Source organism: Bifidobacterium sp. MSTE12 (assembly GCF_000513015.1).
In the GTDB taxonomy this organism is placed as follows: domain Bacteria; phylum Actinomycetota; class Actinomycetes; order Actinomycetales; family Bifidobacteriaceae; genus Bifidobacterium; species Bifidobacterium dentium.
Genome location: NZ_AZYA01000007.1, coordinates 76,580 through 94,464, shown reverse-complemented (window position 1 = coordinate 94,464; position 17,885 = coordinate 76,580). Strand labels below are relative to the sequence as shown.

Below are 17,885 nucleotides of genomic sequence, written 5' to 3'. Positions count from 1 at the left end.
TACGGCGTGTCGCACATGGCCGGACCCCTCATAATCGTTGGAATCCCGCGCTTTTTACGTAACACGTTCGTCTCCAAAACGAAACGAGCCTCTGCAAGACTTTTCCCATGACTTCAGAACTCGTACACCACGGACAATCATTCGACGACCAGCCGCTCGGCTTCGGCACCAAATCCATCCACCTCGGCAACGGCGTGGACAAGGAGACCGGAGCGATCCGACGGCCGATCACCCTGGCCAACGCCTACGCACTGCCCTATGACCCGAGCGACATCAACTGGTCAAGCTCGGACGTGAACCTCTATACGCGCAACGGACACCCGAACCAGCGTTATCTCGAGGCGAAACTCGCCAATCTCGAAGGAGCCGAGGACGCCGTCGTGCTCGCCTCAGGCGTGGCCGCACTCGCCGCCACCTTCACCACCTTCCTCAACCGGGGCGACCATGCGATCTTCTCCGACACGACATACATCGCCGCATACCGGCTCCTCAACCAGATTCTGCCCGAGAAGTACGGCATCGAAACCTCCATCGTCGACACCTCCGACCCGGCCAACGTACTCAACGCCATCAAGCCGAACACCAAGCTGATTCATCTGGAGACGCCAGCCAACCCGACCCTGAAGGTCACCGACATAGCGAGCGTGACGTCAATCGCCCGCGAGGCGCAGGAACGGCTTGGCCATGACATCCTCGTCAGCGTGGACAACACCTTCAATTCGCCGTACAACGTACGCCCGCTGGAACTCGGCGCGGACATCGTGGTGGAGAGCCTCACCAAATACATCAACGGCCATGGAGACGCCCTCGGCGGCATGATAGCCACCACCAAGGCCCGAACCGACGAAATCCGCTTCACCGCCCAGGTCAACTACGGCGGCATCATCAGCCCGTTCAACGCATGGCTGATCAACCGAGGCACGGTAACGCTCCCGCTGCGCATGAAGCAGCACAACGCCTCGGCACAGGCCATCGCCGAACATCTCGAACGGATCGACGCGGGACGGTTCGTCAGCTATCCGGGACTCGAATCACACCCGGGACACACCGTGGCAACCAGCCAGAAGGCCCACCCGGCGGCCGGATACGGCGGCGTACTCGCCTTCGGGCTCAATACGGACCACGAAGGCCACAACCGGTTCGTCTCCAAGCTCAACGTCATCACCTCGGCGGTCTCGCTCGGACATGACGAGAGCCTGATCGTGTTCCTCGGAGAAGACGACGAACGCCAATACCTGTACCCGCAGGAGTTCCATCAGGGCTTCTTCCGCCTTGCAGTCGGACTCGAAGACACCGACGATCTGATCCGAGACATCGACCACGCACTCACGGAAGCCGGATTGATGGAATAGCGATTCCCGATCGGGAAACCGCAACACAGAAGCCACAAAACGAGCGAAGCCCCGTTCCCACACAGGAACGGGGCTTCGTCATGAACAAACGGCGCTACGCTACGCTCAGCCGAGGATGGCCAGAATATCGCGGGCGGCCACGATGAGGTAATCCTCACCCTGATAGTGCACTTCGGTGCCACCGTACTTGGAATACAGCACCTTGTCGCCGACCTTGACGTCGACCGGAATGCGCTCGCCGGCGTCGTTACGACGGCCCGGGCCGACGGCCAGGACTTCGCCCTGCTGCGGCTTCTCCTTGGCGTTGTCCGGGATGAACAGACCGGAAGCGGTCTGGGTCTCGGCTTCCGCCTGCTTGACGATGATCTTGTCTTCCAACGGTGTGAGTGAGATCGACACTGTGGACCTCCTCTTTCTTAAGAGAAATCGATACTTACCGCGCCGGGACCCGCTAGCAAGAGGCTGACGATCACTTACGGCGTCGTCCTTTTCGCGCTGGGATATACTCTAGCGCGATTATTAGCACTCTGCCAACTCGAGTGCTAATGCTGAGAGAGAAACCCTATGAAAAAGCCTGAAACCATGCGGTTTCAGGCTTCGACACGTTTATGCGCCTCACGCGCCACGACGGGCCAGAATGGCTTCCAAACCGGTGCCAAGCGAATCGGAGGTGGCATCGGGAGCCGTCACCTCGGCACTGACCTCCGTATCATGAAAGTCCTTGACACTGACCTCGTTGAGCTGCACGCCAGCCTCGACACGCGCCCCGCTCTCATCTTCATCCATGTCGCTCATGGCATCGGAAGGCGCGATCAACGGTTCGACGGGTTCGGCCTGCTCAACCGGCCTGACCGGCGGTATGGCCTTGGCGACCTGCCTGGTGGACTTGATTTCCATGCTTTCCGGCACGGCCTGCCTGACTTCCACACCGTTGCGCGGAGCTCCCAGCGAGAACGAAATCAAATCCTGTGAGGATTGGTCCGGTACGGAAATCTCCTTGGAAACCGGCTTGTCCTCGGCATGTTCAGCCATATCCTGCTGCTTGTCACGTTCGTCATGAATGGACAGACCGGCGTTCCGCCGGTCCGGAGTGGCTTCCGGCGCAACCTCGGCCTTCGCCGCGGCCTCCTGCTTGCGCTTGTTCAACGCACGATCACGGTCCGCCTTGCCGCGTTCGACGGCCTGGCGAATCTCCCCTTCCGGCATCACATCGGTCGGAACCTGCGTTTCGGCAATCCTGCGCGCTTCGGCCAGTTCCGCATCATGCAGTCTCCTACGTTCCGCCTGCTCGGCACGCGCACGCTCACGTTCGGCGGCGGCCTGCTTCCTCATCCGGGAACGATATCGGGCGACTTTCTGCTCCCAATCCCTCGCCTGCTTGGCGGCACGCACGCCAAGGGCCATCACCGCAACCAGCATGACCGCCGGAATAAGCGCGAACCATGCGCTGAAATGCAACGCAACCGCTGCGACGATCACCGCAATCGTCGTCACGGCCAGCGCAACGACGATGATTCGACGTCGCCGGATCGCAGCTCGGCGAAGGGTGCGCACTTGGGCGATATGCTCTTCGGACATCCTGCCCCCCTGAGCCTCGGAAGACTGCATTATAGCCCCTTTCGCCTGCGGCGTGCTCACGTCGGAGAACCTCGTCCCGCTATCGGCATCCACAAGATGCAACGACGGCGAAAACCGGTCTTCGCGATGTTCGATCACTCGCTTCATGCCTTTGACCGTCCGTCGGGGCAGCCATCCAACCATGAGAATCACGACAATCGCAAGCACGACCACCGTGCTTAACGACTCATAACCCATAGGTCACAAGAATAGGTGACTTTCTGACAATCTGGCCACATCCGTTTCGGGCGTGTCGGGCCTACGCAGTCATCAGCCTAGCCGTGAAACCGTTGGGGGCGTCCTCGGATGTCATGGCGTAGGTCTCATGATCGCGCCACCGCCCATTGACATACATGTAGGCGCGGCGCACCCCCTCGAAATGCGCCCCTACCTTGACGGCGACACGTCTGGAACGGGCGTTTTCGGGCAGCAGTGCAATTTCCAGCCGATGCAGGTGCGGCCCGTCGGGGTCGAACATGGCCCAATCCGCCAACAACGTCACTGCCATCGGCGCGAATCCACGCCCAGCGCAACGTTCATCCACCCAATACCCGACTACGCCGGTACGCATCGCGCCGTAGCAAATCGCTCCGAGCGAAATCTGGCCGACGATGCGCCGCTGATGTTCCATGACGAACACCACCCCGGTGCCGTCACGCTTGTTACTGCGCAACCGCCGTATCCACATATCGAACGACATCGACTGGCCGTGCAACGGATCGCCCGACTCCCACGGACGCAACCAGGCATCGTTGCGCCAGCGCACCTCATTCCATTCGTCGTCATCATCCGCAGTAAGCGGACGCAGCCGGATCGGTACCTGCAGTGCCTGCGACTGTATGAACTGCGGCACGGCGATGGCATTGGCCCGTATGGGACATATCATGTCGCGGAATGCTTGGAAAACGGTCACGCACCTATTGTGCCACCCACCGCCCCGCCGTCACGTTCCATACAACATGTCGTGATACAACAGGCGATATGGACACGACCGAAGCGACCGAGCCCCCGGAGGCAGCCGAACGACTGCGCTCCATGAAACAGGCCATGCGCCATCAGGCCACCGCCGCACGCAAACGCACCACACCCGAGGAACGCCTCGAGGCCGGCCGGCGCATAGCCCTGCATGCCTGTGACGAAGGTCTGATTCACCCTTTCGCCACGGTGGCCGCCTTCGTTTCCATGGGTAGCGAAATTGCGATGGCCCCGCTGCTGCAGGCGTTGCTTGACGCGCAATGCCGCGTACTGGTGCCCCGATTGGGATCCGGCATGACCATCGGATGGAGCGAACTCGACGATCTGGAAGGGTTGCGCAGCGTTCGCGGCGATGACGGTTCGCCGAATACGCGCCGTCCGCAGGAACCGGATAGTCCCTCCGGCGGGCCAGACACGCTCAGCGATGCCGAATTGATCATCGTACCGGCCTTCGCGGTGGACCCATCCGGCATTCGCCTGGGCCGTGGCGGCGGCTGGTACGACCGCGCACTGGAATACAAGGCGGCCAAGGCGCGAGTAGTGGCGATCTGCTGGCCGTGGGAGACCACAAGCACGCCGATACCGCACGAGCCGCACGACGTTCCCGTCGATGCGGCGCTCACCCCGGACGGGTACATGGCCATTCGATGAACGCGACGGTCACGCATCGCCTGCGCACATTCTGTGAAATGCCCCATCAAGCCGTCTCAGGGCGCGTACTAGGATATGGTCACGTTACGAAACCCGTGTGAACCCCGTTTGAAGTTGTGGAGGAAAACCGTTGCCTACCTATCATTACCGTTGCAAGAACTGCAATTACGATTTCACCGAACAGCAGTCGTTCAGCGACGACCCGATTACCGTGTGCCCGAAGTGCGGCGAGGAGCAGGTGCGTAAGGTCTATTCCGCCGTTCCGATCGAATTCAAGGGTTCCGGCTTCTACCGCACGGATAAATCCAAGTAGACAGGGCCCGGAGCCAGACGCGACACGCCGATGATGTGGATAACCCCCATCCTTCGACCACAACCCCTGATCCGGCTTGCGCGATCATATTCCCACAGGTCATCATGCTCGCATGATGACCTGTTTGCATAATCTGACGAATCAGCCGTCCATGCGCCGCCTGGCCAGGAATCCGCTTCGGAACGCACGATTGCGTCGCCTGTTGGCCGCATTATGCGCGGGATTGGCTGTGTTCCTGGGGTTACAGTGCCTGCGGTCGACGGTTGAAACCCGTCCCGCAGTCGTGACGACCCAACGCATCCGCCGCGGCGACACGATCACGGCCTCCGTCGTCGCCGTAAGAGACATCCCATACGATGCCGCCTGGAATAACGCATTCCATACGATTGATGACGTTACGGGCATGGTCGCGCAAATCGACATTCCCGACGGCGGCATCGTCACGGCAACGATGGCACGCGCCTCTCCCATGATTCCGCAAGGCCATACGGCGGTCGACGTGCGATTGGCCAGCTCCATCGACGAGCTCGACGTCGGCGATGAAGTGACGCTTTCCGGCGCCGTGCCTGCGCAAGGAGATGCCGGCGATGATGGCGGAGCGCTGCGCGAGCTTGCGTCACGGGCGATGGTGATCGGCAAGCCCGCCAAAGACGCCAATGGCATGGCCACGGCGACGTTCGCCATGTCGCCGGATGAAGCGGCGGCCGTGCTGCAAGTACAGGAGTATGCCGCCATCATTGCCGTCACCCGGTAGCTTCTACTCACGCCCGCCGCGTCTTGCCCGTCCGGAACGCCCCGGGCGGACGACCGGGATCAATGACCGCGTTCGGAGAAGACGCCCCAGTGAGGGGGCAGTTCGGTGAGGATGCGTTTGTCGTCATCCGCCGCACGCTGCCGGTCGGTGAGCACGTCCGACGGTTCGAGCTTTACGCCATCGGCATCGAAGAGCTCAGTGCCCTGCCGTACCACACGCTTATGCTTGCGCGGAGTGCGACGAGATGCGCAGTATCCGGATACCACTCGTACGGCCGGACCGTCGACGGACTCCTGCCCGGAACGCTCCTTGTCGGAAGCCGCTTCGCTCACTTGCCCTCCTGGTAGATATCGCTCAGACGCGCCACGATACGGTCGACTTCCTTATCGGGATTGACGAACGCGCCGACGCTCCACACGGTCATCACGGACCATCCCAACGATTCGATGTCCTGCAACAGCACGCGGTGGCGTTGCCTGGTGGACTGCAGTCCCATGAACTGGGCATCATCGGTCAGCACGGCCAACGAGAACGGCTTGTCGGGCAATCCCACGACCAGCGGCAGCCTGGTACCGCGATCGAATCCGTAATCGACGGCGACCTTCAGGCCACGGGCACGAATACGGTCGGCCAAGTCGTTGAACAGAATGTTGGTGCCGGACTCGTTCTCCGACGGGCGTACCGGACGATCGTCAAGCTGCTCGGCCCAGCGCAGCACGGTCTTGAGCATCTTCGGACCGGATTGGTGCAGGCGCTCGTCATCCATGTCCGTCGAGGAGAATGCGGAGACGATATCGACATGACGATCGGCAACGGCCAGCGCATCCAATAACATGCCGCGGCCGCCTTCGGCTTCAAGCGCACCGAACTGCTGCAACAGGCGGCCATGCGAGGTCTTCGCATAGCACATCGCCACTATGGCGTCGGTGGTGTGGGCTCCGGCGACATCGGTGATGTCCACGATACGTACATGGCGCAGGAACAGTCCCATCGCCTTGTTCTTGGTGGCCATCGCCTTGAGCTCGGCCCCCAATCGGGTACGGAACGTATGGGTGAGCGCCACCACCGTCAGGGTGTAGGAGGCGGGCACGATGGTGAACGAGGCGGCACGCTGCGTGATGATGCGAACCACTTCGTCGATCTCCTGCTGGCTGCTCTCCACCAGTCCGGAGGTCATGACGGGCACGCCGTTGGCCTCTTCGATGTAATGGTAGGCGACTTCGCCCTGAGAACCCTCACGAGCCACGTCAAGCGACAGCGATCCATAACCTTCGGATTCGAGGAAGGCACCGAGTTTCGGCGCACGACGAACCGGACGGTCGGCGATCTTCACACTCGGCAGCAGTGCGATCAGCGACCGTACGCTGTCGGAGGTGACGGTTTCGCGATGCGCGATCACCACGACCTGCTGCGCACGGCAGACGATGCTCATCAATTCCACGGACGGAATATGCGCACCCGCATCGACGATCACCACATCGGCAAGAGGAGCGGGATCGGTGACCGCGGCAAGCGTGGCTGGGGTGGCCATGAGAATCGGCTTGGCCGCGGCGAGGATCTGGGCATGCTCCTTGTGCAGGCGATTCAACGACACGCTGCGGGAACCGGCAAGCGTGGTATGCAGCAGATTGGCCTCCTGCGTGCGGGAGAACAGCATGTCGCACAGCCGGCGCATGGATTCCTGCGCCACCATGGGCCCGACGGAGCGCACATGCTCCACATCCACCTGGGCGAATCGATCCGCTGCGGCCTGCAGAGCCGAACCGTCCTGGTTGGAGATGATCGCGGAGGAACGCACGATGTCTTCGAACACCGTGGTCCACCAAGCCAGCTGCAGTTCGCCGGCCACGGCATTGTCGTCGATGCCGCGATTGCGTAGATCCTCCACCAACTCGTCAAGCCCGATGTCATGGAATTCACGTTCCAGACGGGCACGCTCCGGCAGGGTGTCAAGCGACTGATGATCGTCGTACAGGGCTTTGAGACGCTCCTCGACCTGATTGAAGTCCACGGTCTCCAAGCTGCCGCCCATCGGCGTGGTGGCCAGAATCGTATTCAGGGCCGTCATATCGCGGGTCAGCTCGTCCTGGGTTTCCAAAATGTCGTCAAGCTTGGCGGGCAGCACCGGCCAACCACCGTGCGGCACGAACATGTGCCACTGTTCCGACTGCTTGGCCACCACCTGCAAGGCATCATGCAGGTTCTCCACCTGTGCGCCGACACGTAGCAGGCCCTTGGCTTCCTTGATATGGCGGCGGCGCTCCCAGAATCCCATGGAGCTGCCTTCGGCCTTGCGCTCGGCCTTCGGCTTGGTGGCCTCGATCATGGAGACGATGTCACGTTCGAAGATCTCCGGCTGGAACACGTCAAGCACGCGGCGCAGATTCTTGAGCACCATGACCTGGCGGCCCCACTCCTGCGCGGTGGTCGGAATCGGGAAACCACAGGTCTGCACGGTGCTGGCCACCTGTTCACGGGTGGCGGGAAGCACCTTGCGCAGCAGTTCGACCACGCGCTGATGAGCACTGACGGCCTCTTCCTCGGAATAGATGGAGGCCTTGAACCAGGCGGTGTCCTTTTCGGTGATCGAATATTCGCCAAGTTCGCCGGCGCGCTGCATCTTGACGGCCCAATCCTCCATCTTGTCGCTGATGGCGTGGGCAGCCTGCTTGCTCAGGCGCACATGCGTGGTCGGACGCGTGGGCAACACGGCGATCTGTGCCAGGTTCTGAATGGTCTGGTAGGCGGAAACGCCCCATTCCTGGCTGACCCCGTGCAGATCGCCCAAGTATCGGGTCAGGCGGGAACGTACGCCCACCAGTTCGTCCGCCAACTGATCGAAACGAGAGGTGGCGACGCCCGACTGGAATCCGACCGCCGCAATCAGCTGGCGGTCGATGGCCGCGTTGGCGCCGTCGTCGGCGATGTCGAGCAGTTGCCCGCCCATCTCATTGGCGTTGATGGCCTGCGCAAAACGACGCCGCTGATTGGTGACGCACGGCACATACAGCACGGACCGGCCGCTCATCACGCAACGCGAGGCGATGGCTGCGGCCTGTTCGGCTGTGTTGTTGCCGATGGAACTGTCAACGAACAGCGAATGCCCGGAAGCGGCAATCTGTGCGGCGTAGCGAACGGTGTTGCTGACATCGCCGACCTCATATTCACCGTGCGGATCGCCATCAAACGGGCTGTATTCGGCGATATCGGCATTATTCAGCGCGTCACGGGCGGCCTTGTCTCCTGCGAGCGCGTCCAGCACGGTATTGCCGGTAGGCCCTTGCGCCAACTGGTCGATGATCTTCTGGCTTTCCACCAGCATCTGTGTGGACGGATCCATGAAGCATCCGAGAATGATATGACGCTCAATCTCGAAATCCGGGAATGCCGAAGTCGCGCGCGCGGTGATGGCGGAGAACACCGCCGAGGTTTCGGGAGTGCCGCTCTCGTAGTTGGAGCCATCGAACAGCTTGGCCTCATCAAGGGCAACGTTATGTTCACGCATGACGGCGGCGAAGGAGGCGTTCAGGCGTACGCGGCCGGTAAAGGCGATGGTGGTGCCGCTTTCGGCGGTTTTGCCGGTCCGGCGCACTTCGACCGGGTACATGAGCACCGGTACCTGATTGCCCTTCCATGTGGCCACGCCTACGACCAGCGACAGTTCGCCCACACCGCTGATACGGCTTTTCGTCTCACGATCGTCAATCACGCGTTCCACGCGGCGGCCGGCCGCACGCAGCATGCCGTTGTCGCGAAACAGCGAATCCAACGTGACATGCCCGCTGGCGAACAGTTGCGCGATGCCGGAGGGGTGGGCATGCGTCAGGTCCAGCTGCGCGGTCAGTTGCGTCACGTCTTCAAGCGGGGAAGGCGACAATCCCAGACGGTACTGCTCACGCCAGCCGCGAATGCGGTCCAGCGCAGTGGTGGACCGCTCATTGCTTTCGCTCATGTGTTGACTCACTTCCCTACCGCTTTACGGTATTCCGCATACCCAGGATTGCGAGACAGGGCTGCGTCGATATCTTGATTGCCCAATGCCGACAGCCATGCGTACAGATCATCGTACAGCGACGGGTTCATGGCGAGGAACGGCAGCAACTGCGGATGGCGTGCCATCTCGAACTGCACGGTGAAGTCATCGGTACGTTTGGCTTCATCGGAGGTCAGGCCGTCGACCTCGATGGTCTGCTCCTGCTTGACGAAACCACCTTTGGACACGCGATCGAATACGGATCCCGGTTCGAATACCGGAGTGAACGTCACGGTCGCATCGATGGACGGCTCGATATCGTTCTGTGACGCCGACGGGCGGAATCGTTCGTCGTCGGCGCTTACCTGAGGCCGCTCATCGTCGGATCGGTCGGATGATTCGGCCTGCTCAGCCCGCTCGGCGACCGTCTCCTGCACCGGCTGTGACTGTTCGACGGGTTCGACCGGCTCCTCTTGCCGCTCTTGGGTCGGTTCGCTCTGCTCTTCATCTTGCCCATGTTCCGGCAGATTCAGCGAATCCTGCCGGGCATCGGACTCATCCTGCTGCCGATCGGCATTCCTGGCACCGAACAGGTCATTCACGGCAATGGTGTCGGACTTCAATTGTGCGAGCGCATCCGACTTCGCGGCATCGGCGGCCAATGCCTCATTGACGCCCTGTACGGTGGCGGCCTGCGCCTTGGCACGGTCGATGGCGTCGGTCAGCTCGACGTCCTCCCGATCCCGTTCGGCTCGCGCATCGGCTTCCGCCTGCGCATCGGCGAACAAATCGCGCGGAGCATCGTCGTGCGCCTCATCCTGCGGCTGCACCAGCGATACCGACGGCAGTACTTCATATTCGGCCTCGCCGACGCGTACCGGCGCAAAGGATTGCCGCTCGGCCTTATGCAGCGCGTCCACGCGAGAGGCCACATTACGGGCGTTGAACAGCGCGGTCGGTTCGCCGGCACGCAGATTCAGAATGTCATCCACCGACATGTCGGCCGCATCGGGCTCCTGCGGTCCCTCATCGGCAAGCGCATAATCGAACAGATCGGCCACCGCCGGCTTCGCTTCGGCATCGGCAGCGACTCGCTCACGACGGAACGTGACCTTCACATCACCGAACTGCATGGTGATCGGCGAGCTCGGCAACATGAAATCGACATCGGAGGGCAGGCGCATCAGTTCACCGTTCGGACGTACCACGAACGAACCGTTGGTGGAGTTCAGATCACGGATGGTCGCGGTGCCGTTATCGTCCACGGCGAACACCGCATGACGCTTCGACATCGACTTGTTGGAATCCGCGATATCGAGACGGGAATATCCGTCATCCGCCAGCGGCCGCAGCGGTTTGCGTCCAAGTTCGACGCTTTCGCCGGATTTCACCGTTTTCAGGTCGCTTTCACCGACCCCGACGATCCACTGCTGCGCCGTTCGTTGATCTTCGCTCACCGTTCCGGCCTTCCTTTCGCACACAACACTACTGCCATTGTGTCATGCTTCACCATGTTATGGAGGATTATGACGCGTCAAATTGACAACTTCCGCCTATTTCCCTCATTGTAGTGGTGACTTTCGCCCTCCGGACCGCTCAGAGCGCGATTTACGATTGCTTCAATCCGTCAAGGATGCGCCTGTGCACCGGAATGGTGCAGATCAACGTCAGCACATCCGAGACGCACTGGGCGCATTCCACTCCGGTGATGCCGAACACATGCGGCAGGATGAGCACGGTCGGCGCGAGGAACAGTCCCAGACGGCAGAAGGCAAGGAAGGAGGCGGCCACGGTTTTGCCGATGGTCTGCTGCATGGTGTTGGCCATCATGTTGTATCCGTTCAACGCCAATGTGCAGCATTGGAACCGAAGCGCGGCGGTACCGACCGTCACCACTGCGGCATCGTCACGGAAGACGCGCACCAGATCGGGTGCCGTAATCCATATGATCGCGGCGAAGGCAAGCATCGCGATGGTCGCGACCTTCACGCAGAACCAAAATCCCTTCATCACCCGTTGATGGAGACCGGCGCCGTAGTTATACCCGCAAACGGGCTGGAAGCCCTGTCCAAGACCGATCATGATGGAGTTCGCGCCAAGCATGATGCGCATGACGATGGCCATACCGGCGATGGCCGCGTCACCGAACGGATTGGCGGCGATGTTCACGCAGGTGACGGCGAGCGTACCGGCCGCGTTGCGAATCATGGAAGGCAGTCCGCCACCGGCGATCTCGCGGGCGAGCGGAACGGTAATCCGGCATTGCCGCAACGAGAAATGTACCACGCCGTATGTCATGCCGAGCGCTGCAAGAATGACGAAACTGATGGTCTGGCAGATCGCCGTCGCCAATGAGGCGCCGAACATGCCCATGTGCAGCAGAAAGATGAATACCGGTTCCAATACGAGATTCAGCACCGAACCGGTGACCAATCCGATCATGGCGAGCGAAGCGAGGCCCTGATAGCGCAGCAGGCAGTTCAAGGCGAAGGATCCGCACATCATCGGAGCTGCGACGAGCAGCGGTATCAGATACGTTACGGCGTATGGCTCGATCGTAGGAGTCGCCCCGAGCATGCGCACCAGCGGGTGTAGCGTGGCCAATCCGACCACGGTGATGACCAGGCCTGAGGCAAGGGCTCCGACAAACCCGACGGAGAGCAGTCTGGCCGCACGTGCGTCGTTGTGTTTGCCAAGCTCGCGACTCATGGAATTACCGGCGCCATTGCCGAAGAAGAATCCCATGGCCTGGATTACGGTCATCACGCTGAAGGCGATGCCCATGGCGCCGGATTGCGCGGTACCGAGACGTCCGATGAAGAACGTGTCGGACAGGCTGTAGATGGTGGTTACGAGATTGGAGATGATTGCCGGGACGGCGAGCCTGATGATCAGTGAGCGGAGCGGACCCTGTGTCATTTCCGCATATTCGGCATCGGCATCCTTCTTGGTTTTGGTTTTTTGAGATTGCTTGCTGTTCACGCCGCCACACCATACTCACCCACTCTTTGACGACCCTGTGTTTCCCCGACCGGCGAACGGCCACCGCGTGCAATCCGCCTCATACCAACGGTTGCCAAGGTTGCGCATATAGCGGAAAACCCCGTTTGCCACACGGCAAACGGGGTTTTCTCCAAGCATGGTGATTGCGGCTTCAAGCCGCGCGAATCACTTGAGCTCGACGGTAGCGCCGGCTTCTTCGAGCTGGGACTTGGCCTTCTCGGCGTCTTCCTTCTTGGCCTTCTCCAGAACGGCCTTCGGAGCGCCGTCGACCAGAGCCTTGGCCTCGGCCAGACCCAGGGAGGTGATGGCGCGGACGGCCTTGATGACCTGGATCTTCTTGTCGCCAACGGCGGACAGGATGACGTCGAACTCATCCTTCTCTTCCTCAGCCGGAGCAGCAGCGCCCGGAGCGGCAACGGCGACGGCGGCCGGAGCGGCAGCCTCGACGTCGAACTTCTCTTCGAAGGCCTTGACGAACTCGGAGAGCTCAACCAGGGTCATCTCACCGAAAGCTTCGAGCAGCTCATCGTTGGTGTACTTAGCCATAATGGCTTCCTTTCATTCTTGGCGACGGGGTCAAATTGAAGAGGTAACCGTCACCTAAAATTTGTATCTTTTCTTTTCAGTTGTCGATTCACGCGGCGAGCCGCAGTGAAATCAGGCAGCCTTTTCCTGCTTCTCGCGCAGCGCATCGATCGTACGCACGGCCTTGGTCGGCAGAGCGTTGAACAGGTACGCGGCCTTGGACATCGTAGCCTTGATGTCGCCGGCGAATTCGGCGAGCAGCTGCGGGCGAGACTTGAGGTCTGCCAGCTTCTGAGCACCTTCGGCATCGTAGACGGTGCCATCAGCATAGCCGCCCTTGATGATCAGTGCTTTGTTGGTCTTGGCGAAGTCACGCAGGGTCTTCGCAGCTTCGATGAAGTCACCCTTCACGAAGGTCACAGCGGTCGGGCCGGCGAGGATCTCGTCGAGACCTTCGATGCCAGCTTCCTTGGCTGCGATGCGAATCAGCGTGTTCTTAGCCACAGTGTAGGAAGTATCGCGGCCTAGCTTTTCACGCAGTTCAGAGATCTGCGGAACGGTAAGCCCGCGGTACTCGGTCAGGTAGATAGCATCAGCGTCACGGAACTTATCCGTAAGCTGGGCGACCACCGCTTCCTTTTCGGGCCTCTTCATGGCGTTCCTTCCTTAGTCGGCCATTGACTGTGAGGTTCGGAACGTCTCGCCGGGCAACAAAAAAGCCCTGCACGCAGGCAGAGCAACATTCGACCGCTAAACGGCATACCCTTGACGGGCGTATGTTCTTCAACCTGCGTTGGCTTGGCGAACCAAACTTCGTGAGTGTTTGCACACTCCAACCAACGGTCTGTGGTTTACAGATGAATAACTTACGGATGACGCTGGACTAACACGCTCCAGGCGTGTCGTGTCCGGCCGACAATCGGAATCCAGCGAAAACCGAAGGAGCCTCTCGAGCCTCTCTCGGAAGATTCACGCAATGTGCATGACTCATGGAAGTGCTACGGTTGGGCTCGTTCGGAATCCTATGATTCCAGGCGAGTCGCGATTCTCGCCGGAGCAAGCCCCGCACAAGCCGGCCCGCTCCTACCAACCCAAGAAAGATAGAGATAGAGAATATGGAAAAGTTCTTCCATCTGAAGGAGAACGGCACCACCGTATCCACGGAAATCGTGGCCGGTCTGACGACGTTCTTCGCCATGTCGTACATCATCATCGTCAACCCGCAGATCCTGTCGCAGACCGGCATGCCGTGGGGCGGCGTGTTCCTGGCAACCATCATCGCGGCCATCATCGGCACGCTCGTGATGGGCCTGTTCGCCAACGTTCCGTACGCGCAGGCCGCCGGCATGGGCCTGAACGCCTTCTTCACCTACACCGTGTGCTTCGGCCTCGGCTTCTCCTGGCAGCAGACGCTGTGCATGGTGTTCCTGTGCGGCCTGATCAACATCATCATCACCGTCACCAAAATCCGTAAGATGATCATCAAGGCCATCCCGGAAGTGCTGCAGAACGCCATCGGCGGCGGCATCGGCCTGTTCGTGGCCTACGTCGGCTTCCTGAACGTCGGCTTCTTCACCTTCACCACCAAGGCCGACGCCAAGAGCGGCGACACCGTACAGGCCACCCCCGGCCTGGCCGTCATGAACAATACGACCATCTGGCTGTTCCTCATCGGTCTGCTGTTGGCCGTGGCCTTCACCGTACTCAAGGTACGCGGCGGCATGCTGCTCGCCATCGCCCTGACCGCCATCATCGGCATCCCGATGGGTCAGACCACCATGGCCAACTCCGTGTCCATCTCCGAGACCTTCGCCCAGCTGCCGCAGACCTTCGGCGTGATCTTCACCGCCGACGGCTTCCCGGCGCTGTTCTCCGACGTGGCCAAGCTGCCGATGATCATTCTGACCATCTTCGCGTTCTCCATGTCCGACACCTTCGACACCATCGGCACCTTCATCGGCACCGGACGCCGCACCGGCATCTTCTCCGCCGCTGACGAAGAGGCCCTTGAGAACGGCTCCGGCTTCTCCTCCAAGATGGATAAGGCCCTGTTCGCCGACTCCATCGCCACTTCCATCGGCGCCATCTGCGGCACCTCGAACACCACCACCTACGTGGAGTCCTCCGCAGGCATCGCCGCCGGCGGCCGCACCGGTCTGACCTCCGTGGTCGTAGCCGTCTGCTTCGCCCTGTCCGCATTCCTGTCCCCGGTCATTTCCGCCGTGCCGAGCGCCGCAACCGCAGGCGTGTTGGTCGTGGTCGGCTGCATGATGGCCTCCTCGCTCAAGGAAATCGAGTGGGGCGACATTTCCGAAGCCATTCCGGCGTTCTTCGCCTCCGTGTTCATGGCGTTCAGCTACTCCATCTCCTACGGCATCGCCGGCGGTTTCATCACCTACTGCATCGTCAAGACCTGCAAGAAGCAGGCCAAGGACGTACATCCGGTGATCTGGGTAGTGGCGATCCTGTTCATCCTGGACTTCGTAGTGACTGCGATTCTGTAGTCATCCTCGGGCGTTCCAAGTCCGGATCGCTTCCGAATACACGACATGGGCGACTCCACCGTGCGGTGAGTCGCCCATGTTGATATGCACCGTTATGTGCACTGTTGCATTCACGACGCGTTCATGCGTACGGCCGGCGGGGACTTGCCGACCCGACCCAAACCGACCGCGGCAGGAACGAGCATCAGCCCGCCTGCTGAATGGCCGCGCTGAATTCGTCGATCAGACCCTCCATCCACGCAGTCAGCGAATCATACTTGTCCGGCATCTGTTCGGTGAGTTCCACCATCGGCACGTTCGCGGACTTCGCCGCGTCCGTGATCTTGCCGGTCAGATCGGTCTCCTCCTGTGTATTGACGACCAGTAGTTTGATCTCACCGGATTCCAATGCGTCGGTGAACTGCTTGATGTCGGTTGGCGTCGGTTCGCTTTCATTGGCGGTGGCCTGTGCATAACCGGTCGGCGTCACGTCCTTCAGCCCAAGGTCGCTCGCCAGATAATCGGCCACGGATTCAGTCGCCGCATAGGTCAGCCCATCAGCGGTTTTCTTGACCTCGGCGATGCTCTTGGCGAGATCGTTCTCCTTGGACTGCCATTGCTCATACAGCTTGTCGAAATCATCGGCCTTGCTCGGAACGGCCTTCTTGTAGGCTGCGGTGATCGCCTTGGCCGTGTCTTCGCGCACTTGCGCGGAGAACCAGACATGAGGGTTATCGCCGCTCTTCTTGCCACTCACCTCGGCCGCGTTGACGACGTTCGCCTTGGTGGACTTCGCCGCCTTCACGGCCCACGAGTCATAGTCGGCGCCGTTGACGACGATCACCTGCGCCTTCTGCAACTTGGCGATGTCCGCGGTGGTCGGTTCATAGTCGTGCGCTTCCACATTCGTGGAATTGATGATGCTGGTCACGTTGACGTTACCACCGCCCAAGGCCTTCGCCACGGTGCCCCATTGATTGACGGAGGCCACCACGTTGATGGCGTCCTCATCGGAACCATTCGCGGACTGACCGCCGCCGCACGCACCCAATGCCGAAAGCATGGTGATCGCCGCAACCACCGAGACCGCCCTTTGTACCATACGCTTCATGATGTTCTTCCTGCTCAAACCTATGTATCGCAATCATCATAGCGCAAAATGAGAATGATTCTCAACAATGCGTGTCGCCGGGACCGAGTCCTTGCTTTCCAACGATTATCGGATAGGCATCGCCATAGGTCAGGAGTAGGAGACCACGAGAAGGAGGCGCGTATACCAAGGCTCCCGCAGGTGGGATTCCTGCGGGAGCCTTGCAGATTGGCTTTGCCGATCAGCCGAAACGTGCAATTACGGAACTTCGCTTCGCGAAGCACAATCCGCTGACTAGCTCAAGCTAGCTTGCGACGGCCCGCCGGACCGTCGCTACGTTTCGGCAGATTGGCTTTGCCGATCAGCCGAAACGTCCCGAAACGTAGCGTTCGGCCTCTTCGTTCTGCGGGTTGTTGAACATCGTGGTGGTATCGGTGAAGTACTCGAGATGACCCGGCTGACCGACGGCCTTCAGGTTGAAGAAGGCGGTGTAGTCGGCGATACGGGCGGCCTGCTGCATGTTGTGCGTCACGATCACGATGGTGTAGTCGTTCTTCAGCTCGTTGATCAGATCCTCGACGGCCAGGGTCGAAATCGGATCGAGTGCGGAGCACGGCTCATCCATAAGCAGCACTTGCGGATGCACTGCCACGGCACGGGCGATGCAAAGCCTCTGTTGCTGACCACCGGACAGACCGATGCCCGGATTGTCAAGGCGATCCTTGACTTCGTTCCACAGGTTGGCACCACGCAGGGCCCACTCGACCAGATCGTCCGCGTCGGACTTCGAAATCTTGCGGTTGTTGAGCCTCACGCCGGCAAGCACGTTCTCACGAATCGACATGGTCGGGAACGGATTCGCACGCTGGAACACCATGCCGACATCACGGCGCACCGCCACCGGGTCGATGTCCTTGTCGTACAGGTTCTTGCCTTCGAGCAGCACCTCGCCTTCGCAGTGAGCGCCCGGGATGATCTCGTGCATGCGGTCGAGCGTGCGCAGCACGGTGGACTTGCCACATCCGGAAGGCCCGATGAATGCGGTGACCTTGTTGGCTTCGATGTTGATGTTCACGTCTTCCACGGCCAGGAAGTCGCCGTAGTAGATGTTCAGATGATTGACATCAATACGTTGTCCCATTTGAGTTC

Annotated in this window: 16 protein-coding genes; 5 read left to right on the top strand and 11 right to left on the bottom strand. The window is 60.6% G+C overall.

Annotation, left to right across the window (positions count from 1 at the left end; all coding sequences use genetic code 11):
- Positions 1-107: 107 nt before the first annotated feature.
- Positions 108-1,352, top strand: coding sequence for a trans-sulfuration enzyme family protein (locus HMPREF1494_RS01175; protein ID WP_034518652.1), 1,245 nt, complete (start codon positions 108-110; stop codon positions 1,350-1,352).
- A 105-nt stretch (positions 1,353-1,457) separates the two neighbouring features.
- On the opposite strand, the gene groES is transcribed toward HMPREF1494_RS01175, so the two are convergent.
- The 3 genes from groES to HMPREF1494_RS01160 form a co-directional block, all read right to left on the bottom strand.
- Complete coding sequence (groES, locus tag HMPREF1494_RS01170; protein ID WP_003842657.1) at positions 1,458-1,751, bottom strand: co-chaperone GroES; 294 nt, start codon at positions 1,749-1,751, stop codon at positions 1,458-1,460.
- Between the two features lie 216 nt (positions 1,752-1,967).
- On the bottom strand, positions 1,968-2,930 hold the full coding sequence (locus HMPREF1494_RS01165; protein ID WP_231495288.1) for a hypothetical protein: 963 nt from the start codon (positions 2,928-2,930) through the stop codon (positions 1,968-1,970).
- 298 nt (positions 2,931-3,228) lie between these two features.
- Positions 3,229-3,855 carry a GNAT family N-acetyltransferase gene (locus HMPREF1494_RS01160; RefSeq protein WP_206690083.1) on the bottom strand — a complete coding sequence of 209 codons (627 nt, stop codon included), beginning with the start codon at positions 3,853-3,855 and terminating at the stop codon, positions 3,229-3,231.
- A gap of 95 nt (positions 3,856-3,950) precedes the next feature.
- On the opposite strand from HMPREF1494_RS01160, the gene HMPREF1494_RS01155 reads away from it, so the two are divergent.
- From HMPREF1494_RS01155 to HMPREF1494_RS01145, 3 genes are all read left to right on the top strand, one after another.
- Positions 3,951-4,595 (top strand): 5-formyltetrahydrofolate cyclo-ligase, encoded by a 645-nt coding sequence (locus HMPREF1494_RS01155; RefSeq protein WP_034518642.1) that lies wholly within the window; start codon positions 3,951-3,953, stop codon positions 4,593-4,595.
- A gap of 130 nt (positions 4,596-4,725) precedes the next feature.
- Positions 4,726-4,908, top strand: coding sequence for an FmdB family zinc ribbon protein (locus HMPREF1494_RS01150; RefSeq protein WP_003842662.1), 183 nt, complete (start codon positions 4,726-4,728; stop codon positions 4,906-4,908).
- A gap of 112 nt (positions 4,909-5,020) precedes the next feature.
- Entirely contained in the window at positions 5,021-5,662 is a 642-nt protein-coding gene (locus HMPREF1494_RS01145) for a flagella basal body P-ring formation protein FlgA (protein WP_034518639.1), read from the top strand.
- A 59-nt stretch (positions 5,663-5,721) separates the two neighbouring features.
- Here the strand turns inward: HMPREF1494_RS01145 and HMPREF1494_RS01140 are convergent, their stop codons facing one another.
- The 6 genes from HMPREF1494_RS01140 to rplJ form a co-directional block, all read right to left on the bottom strand.
- Complete coding sequence (locus HMPREF1494_RS01140) at positions 5,722-5,928, bottom strand: hypothetical protein (protein ID WP_175279300.1); 207 nt, start codon at positions 5,926-5,928, stop codon at positions 5,722-5,724.
- A gap of 62 nt (positions 5,929-5,990) precedes the next feature.
- Positions 5,991-9,614 carry a helicase gene (locus HMPREF1494_RS01135; RefSeq protein WP_003837427.1) on the bottom strand — a complete coding sequence of 1,208 codons (3,624 nt, stop codon included), beginning with the start codon at positions 9,612-9,614 and terminating at the stop codon, positions 5,991-5,993.
- A gap of 8 nt (positions 9,615-9,622) precedes the next feature.
- On the bottom strand, positions 9,623-11,092 hold the full coding sequence (locus HMPREF1494_RS01130; RefSeq protein ID WP_231495287.1) for an FHA domain-containing protein: 1,470 nt from the start codon (positions 11,090-11,092) through the stop codon (positions 9,623-9,625).
- Positions 11,093-11,243: 151 nt separating this feature from the next.
- Positions 11,244-12,554: an MATE family efflux transporter gene (locus HMPREF1494_RS01125; RefSeq protein ID WP_171843658.1), complete on the bottom strand. Its 1,311-nt coding sequence runs from the start codon at positions 12,552-12,554 to the stop codon at positions 11,244-11,246.
- Positions 12,555-12,803: 249 nt separating this feature from the next.
- Positions 12,804-13,184, bottom strand: coding sequence for a 50S ribosomal protein L7/L12 (gene rplL, locus HMPREF1494_RS01120; RefSeq protein ID WP_003836061.1), 381 nt, complete (start codon positions 13,182-13,184; stop codon positions 12,804-12,806).
- A gap of 111 nt (positions 13,185-13,295) precedes the next feature.
- Positions 13,296-13,817: a 50S ribosomal protein L10 gene (gene rplJ / locus HMPREF1494_RS01115; protein WP_003837432.1), complete on the bottom strand. Its 522-nt coding sequence runs from the start codon at positions 13,815-13,817 to the stop codon at positions 13,296-13,298.
- Positions 13,818-14,278: 461 nt separating this feature from the next.
- Here rplJ and HMPREF1494_RS01110 point away from each other — a divergent pair, with 461 nt between their 5' ends.
- Positions 14,279-15,667, top strand: a complete 1,389-nt coding sequence (locus HMPREF1494_RS01110) for an NCS2 family permease (protein ID WP_003845143.1) — start codon at positions 14,279-14,281, stop codon at positions 15,665-15,667.
- Between the two features lie 184 nt (positions 15,668-15,851).
- On the opposite strand, the gene HMPREF1494_RS01105 is transcribed toward HMPREF1494_RS01110, so the two are convergent.
- Both HMPREF1494_RS01105 and pstB read right to left on the bottom strand, forming a co-directional pair.
- Positions 15,852-16,757: a metal ABC transporter solute-binding protein, Zn/Mn family gene (locus tag HMPREF1494_RS01105; RefSeq protein ID WP_003837440.1), complete on the bottom strand. Its 906-nt coding sequence runs from the start codon at positions 16,755-16,757 to the stop codon at positions 15,852-15,854.
- 340 nt (positions 16,758-17,097) lie between these two features.
- Entirely contained in the window at positions 17,098-17,877 is a 780-nt protein-coding gene (gene pstB / locus HMPREF1494_RS01100; RefSeq protein WP_003837442.1) for a phosphate ABC transporter ATP-binding protein PstB, read from the bottom strand.
- Between the last annotated feature and the right edge of the window lie 8 nt (positions 17,878-17,885).

Coding starts and splice junctions, on each gene's coding strand:
- pstB (WP_003837442.1), bottom strand. CDS start 17,877: ATGGGACAACGTATTGATGTCAATCATCTGAACATCTACTACGGCGAC.
- HMPREF1494_RS01135 (WP_003837427.1), bottom strand. CDS start 9,614: ATGAGCGAAAGCAATGAGCGGTCCACCACTGCGCTGGACCGCATTCGC.
- HMPREF1494_RS01155 (WP_034518642.1), top strand. CDS start 3,951: ATGGACACGACCGAAGCGACCGAGCCCCCGGAGGCAGCCGAACGACTG.
- rplJ (WP_003837432.1), bottom strand. CDS start 13,817: ATGAAGAGGCCCGAAAAGGAAGCGGTGGTCGCCCAGCTTACGGATAAG.
- HMPREF1494_RS01165 (WP_231495288.1), bottom strand. CDS start 2,930: ATGTCCGAAGAGCATATCGCCCAAGTGCGCACCCTTCGCCGAGCTGCG.
- HMPREF1494_RS01160 (WP_206690083.1), bottom strand. CDS start 3,855: ATGATATGTCCCATACGGGCCAATGCCATCGCCGTGCCGCAGTTCATA.
- HMPREF1494_RS01145 (WP_034518639.1), top strand. CDS start 5,021: ATGATGACCTGTTTGCATAATCTGACGAATCAGCCGTCCATGCGCCGC.
- HMPREF1494_RS01175 (WP_034518652.1), top strand. CDS start 108: ATGACTTCAGAACTCGTACACCACGGACAATCATTCGACGACCAGCCG.
- HMPREF1494_RS01110 (WP_003845143.1), top strand. CDS start 14,279: ATGGAAAAGTTCTTCCATCTGAAGGAGAACGGCACCACCGTATCCACG.
- rplL (WP_003836061.1), bottom strand. CDS start 13,184: ATGGCTAAGTACACCAACGATGAGCTGCTCGAAGCTTTCGGTGAGATG.
- HMPREF1494_RS01105 (WP_003837440.1), bottom strand. CDS start 16,757: ATGAAGCGTATGGTACAAAGGGCGGTCTCGGTGGTTGCGGCGATCACC.
- HMPREF1494_RS01125 (WP_171843658.1), bottom strand. CDS start 12,554: ATGACACAGGGTCCGCTCCGCTCACTGATCATCAGGCTCGCCGTCCCG.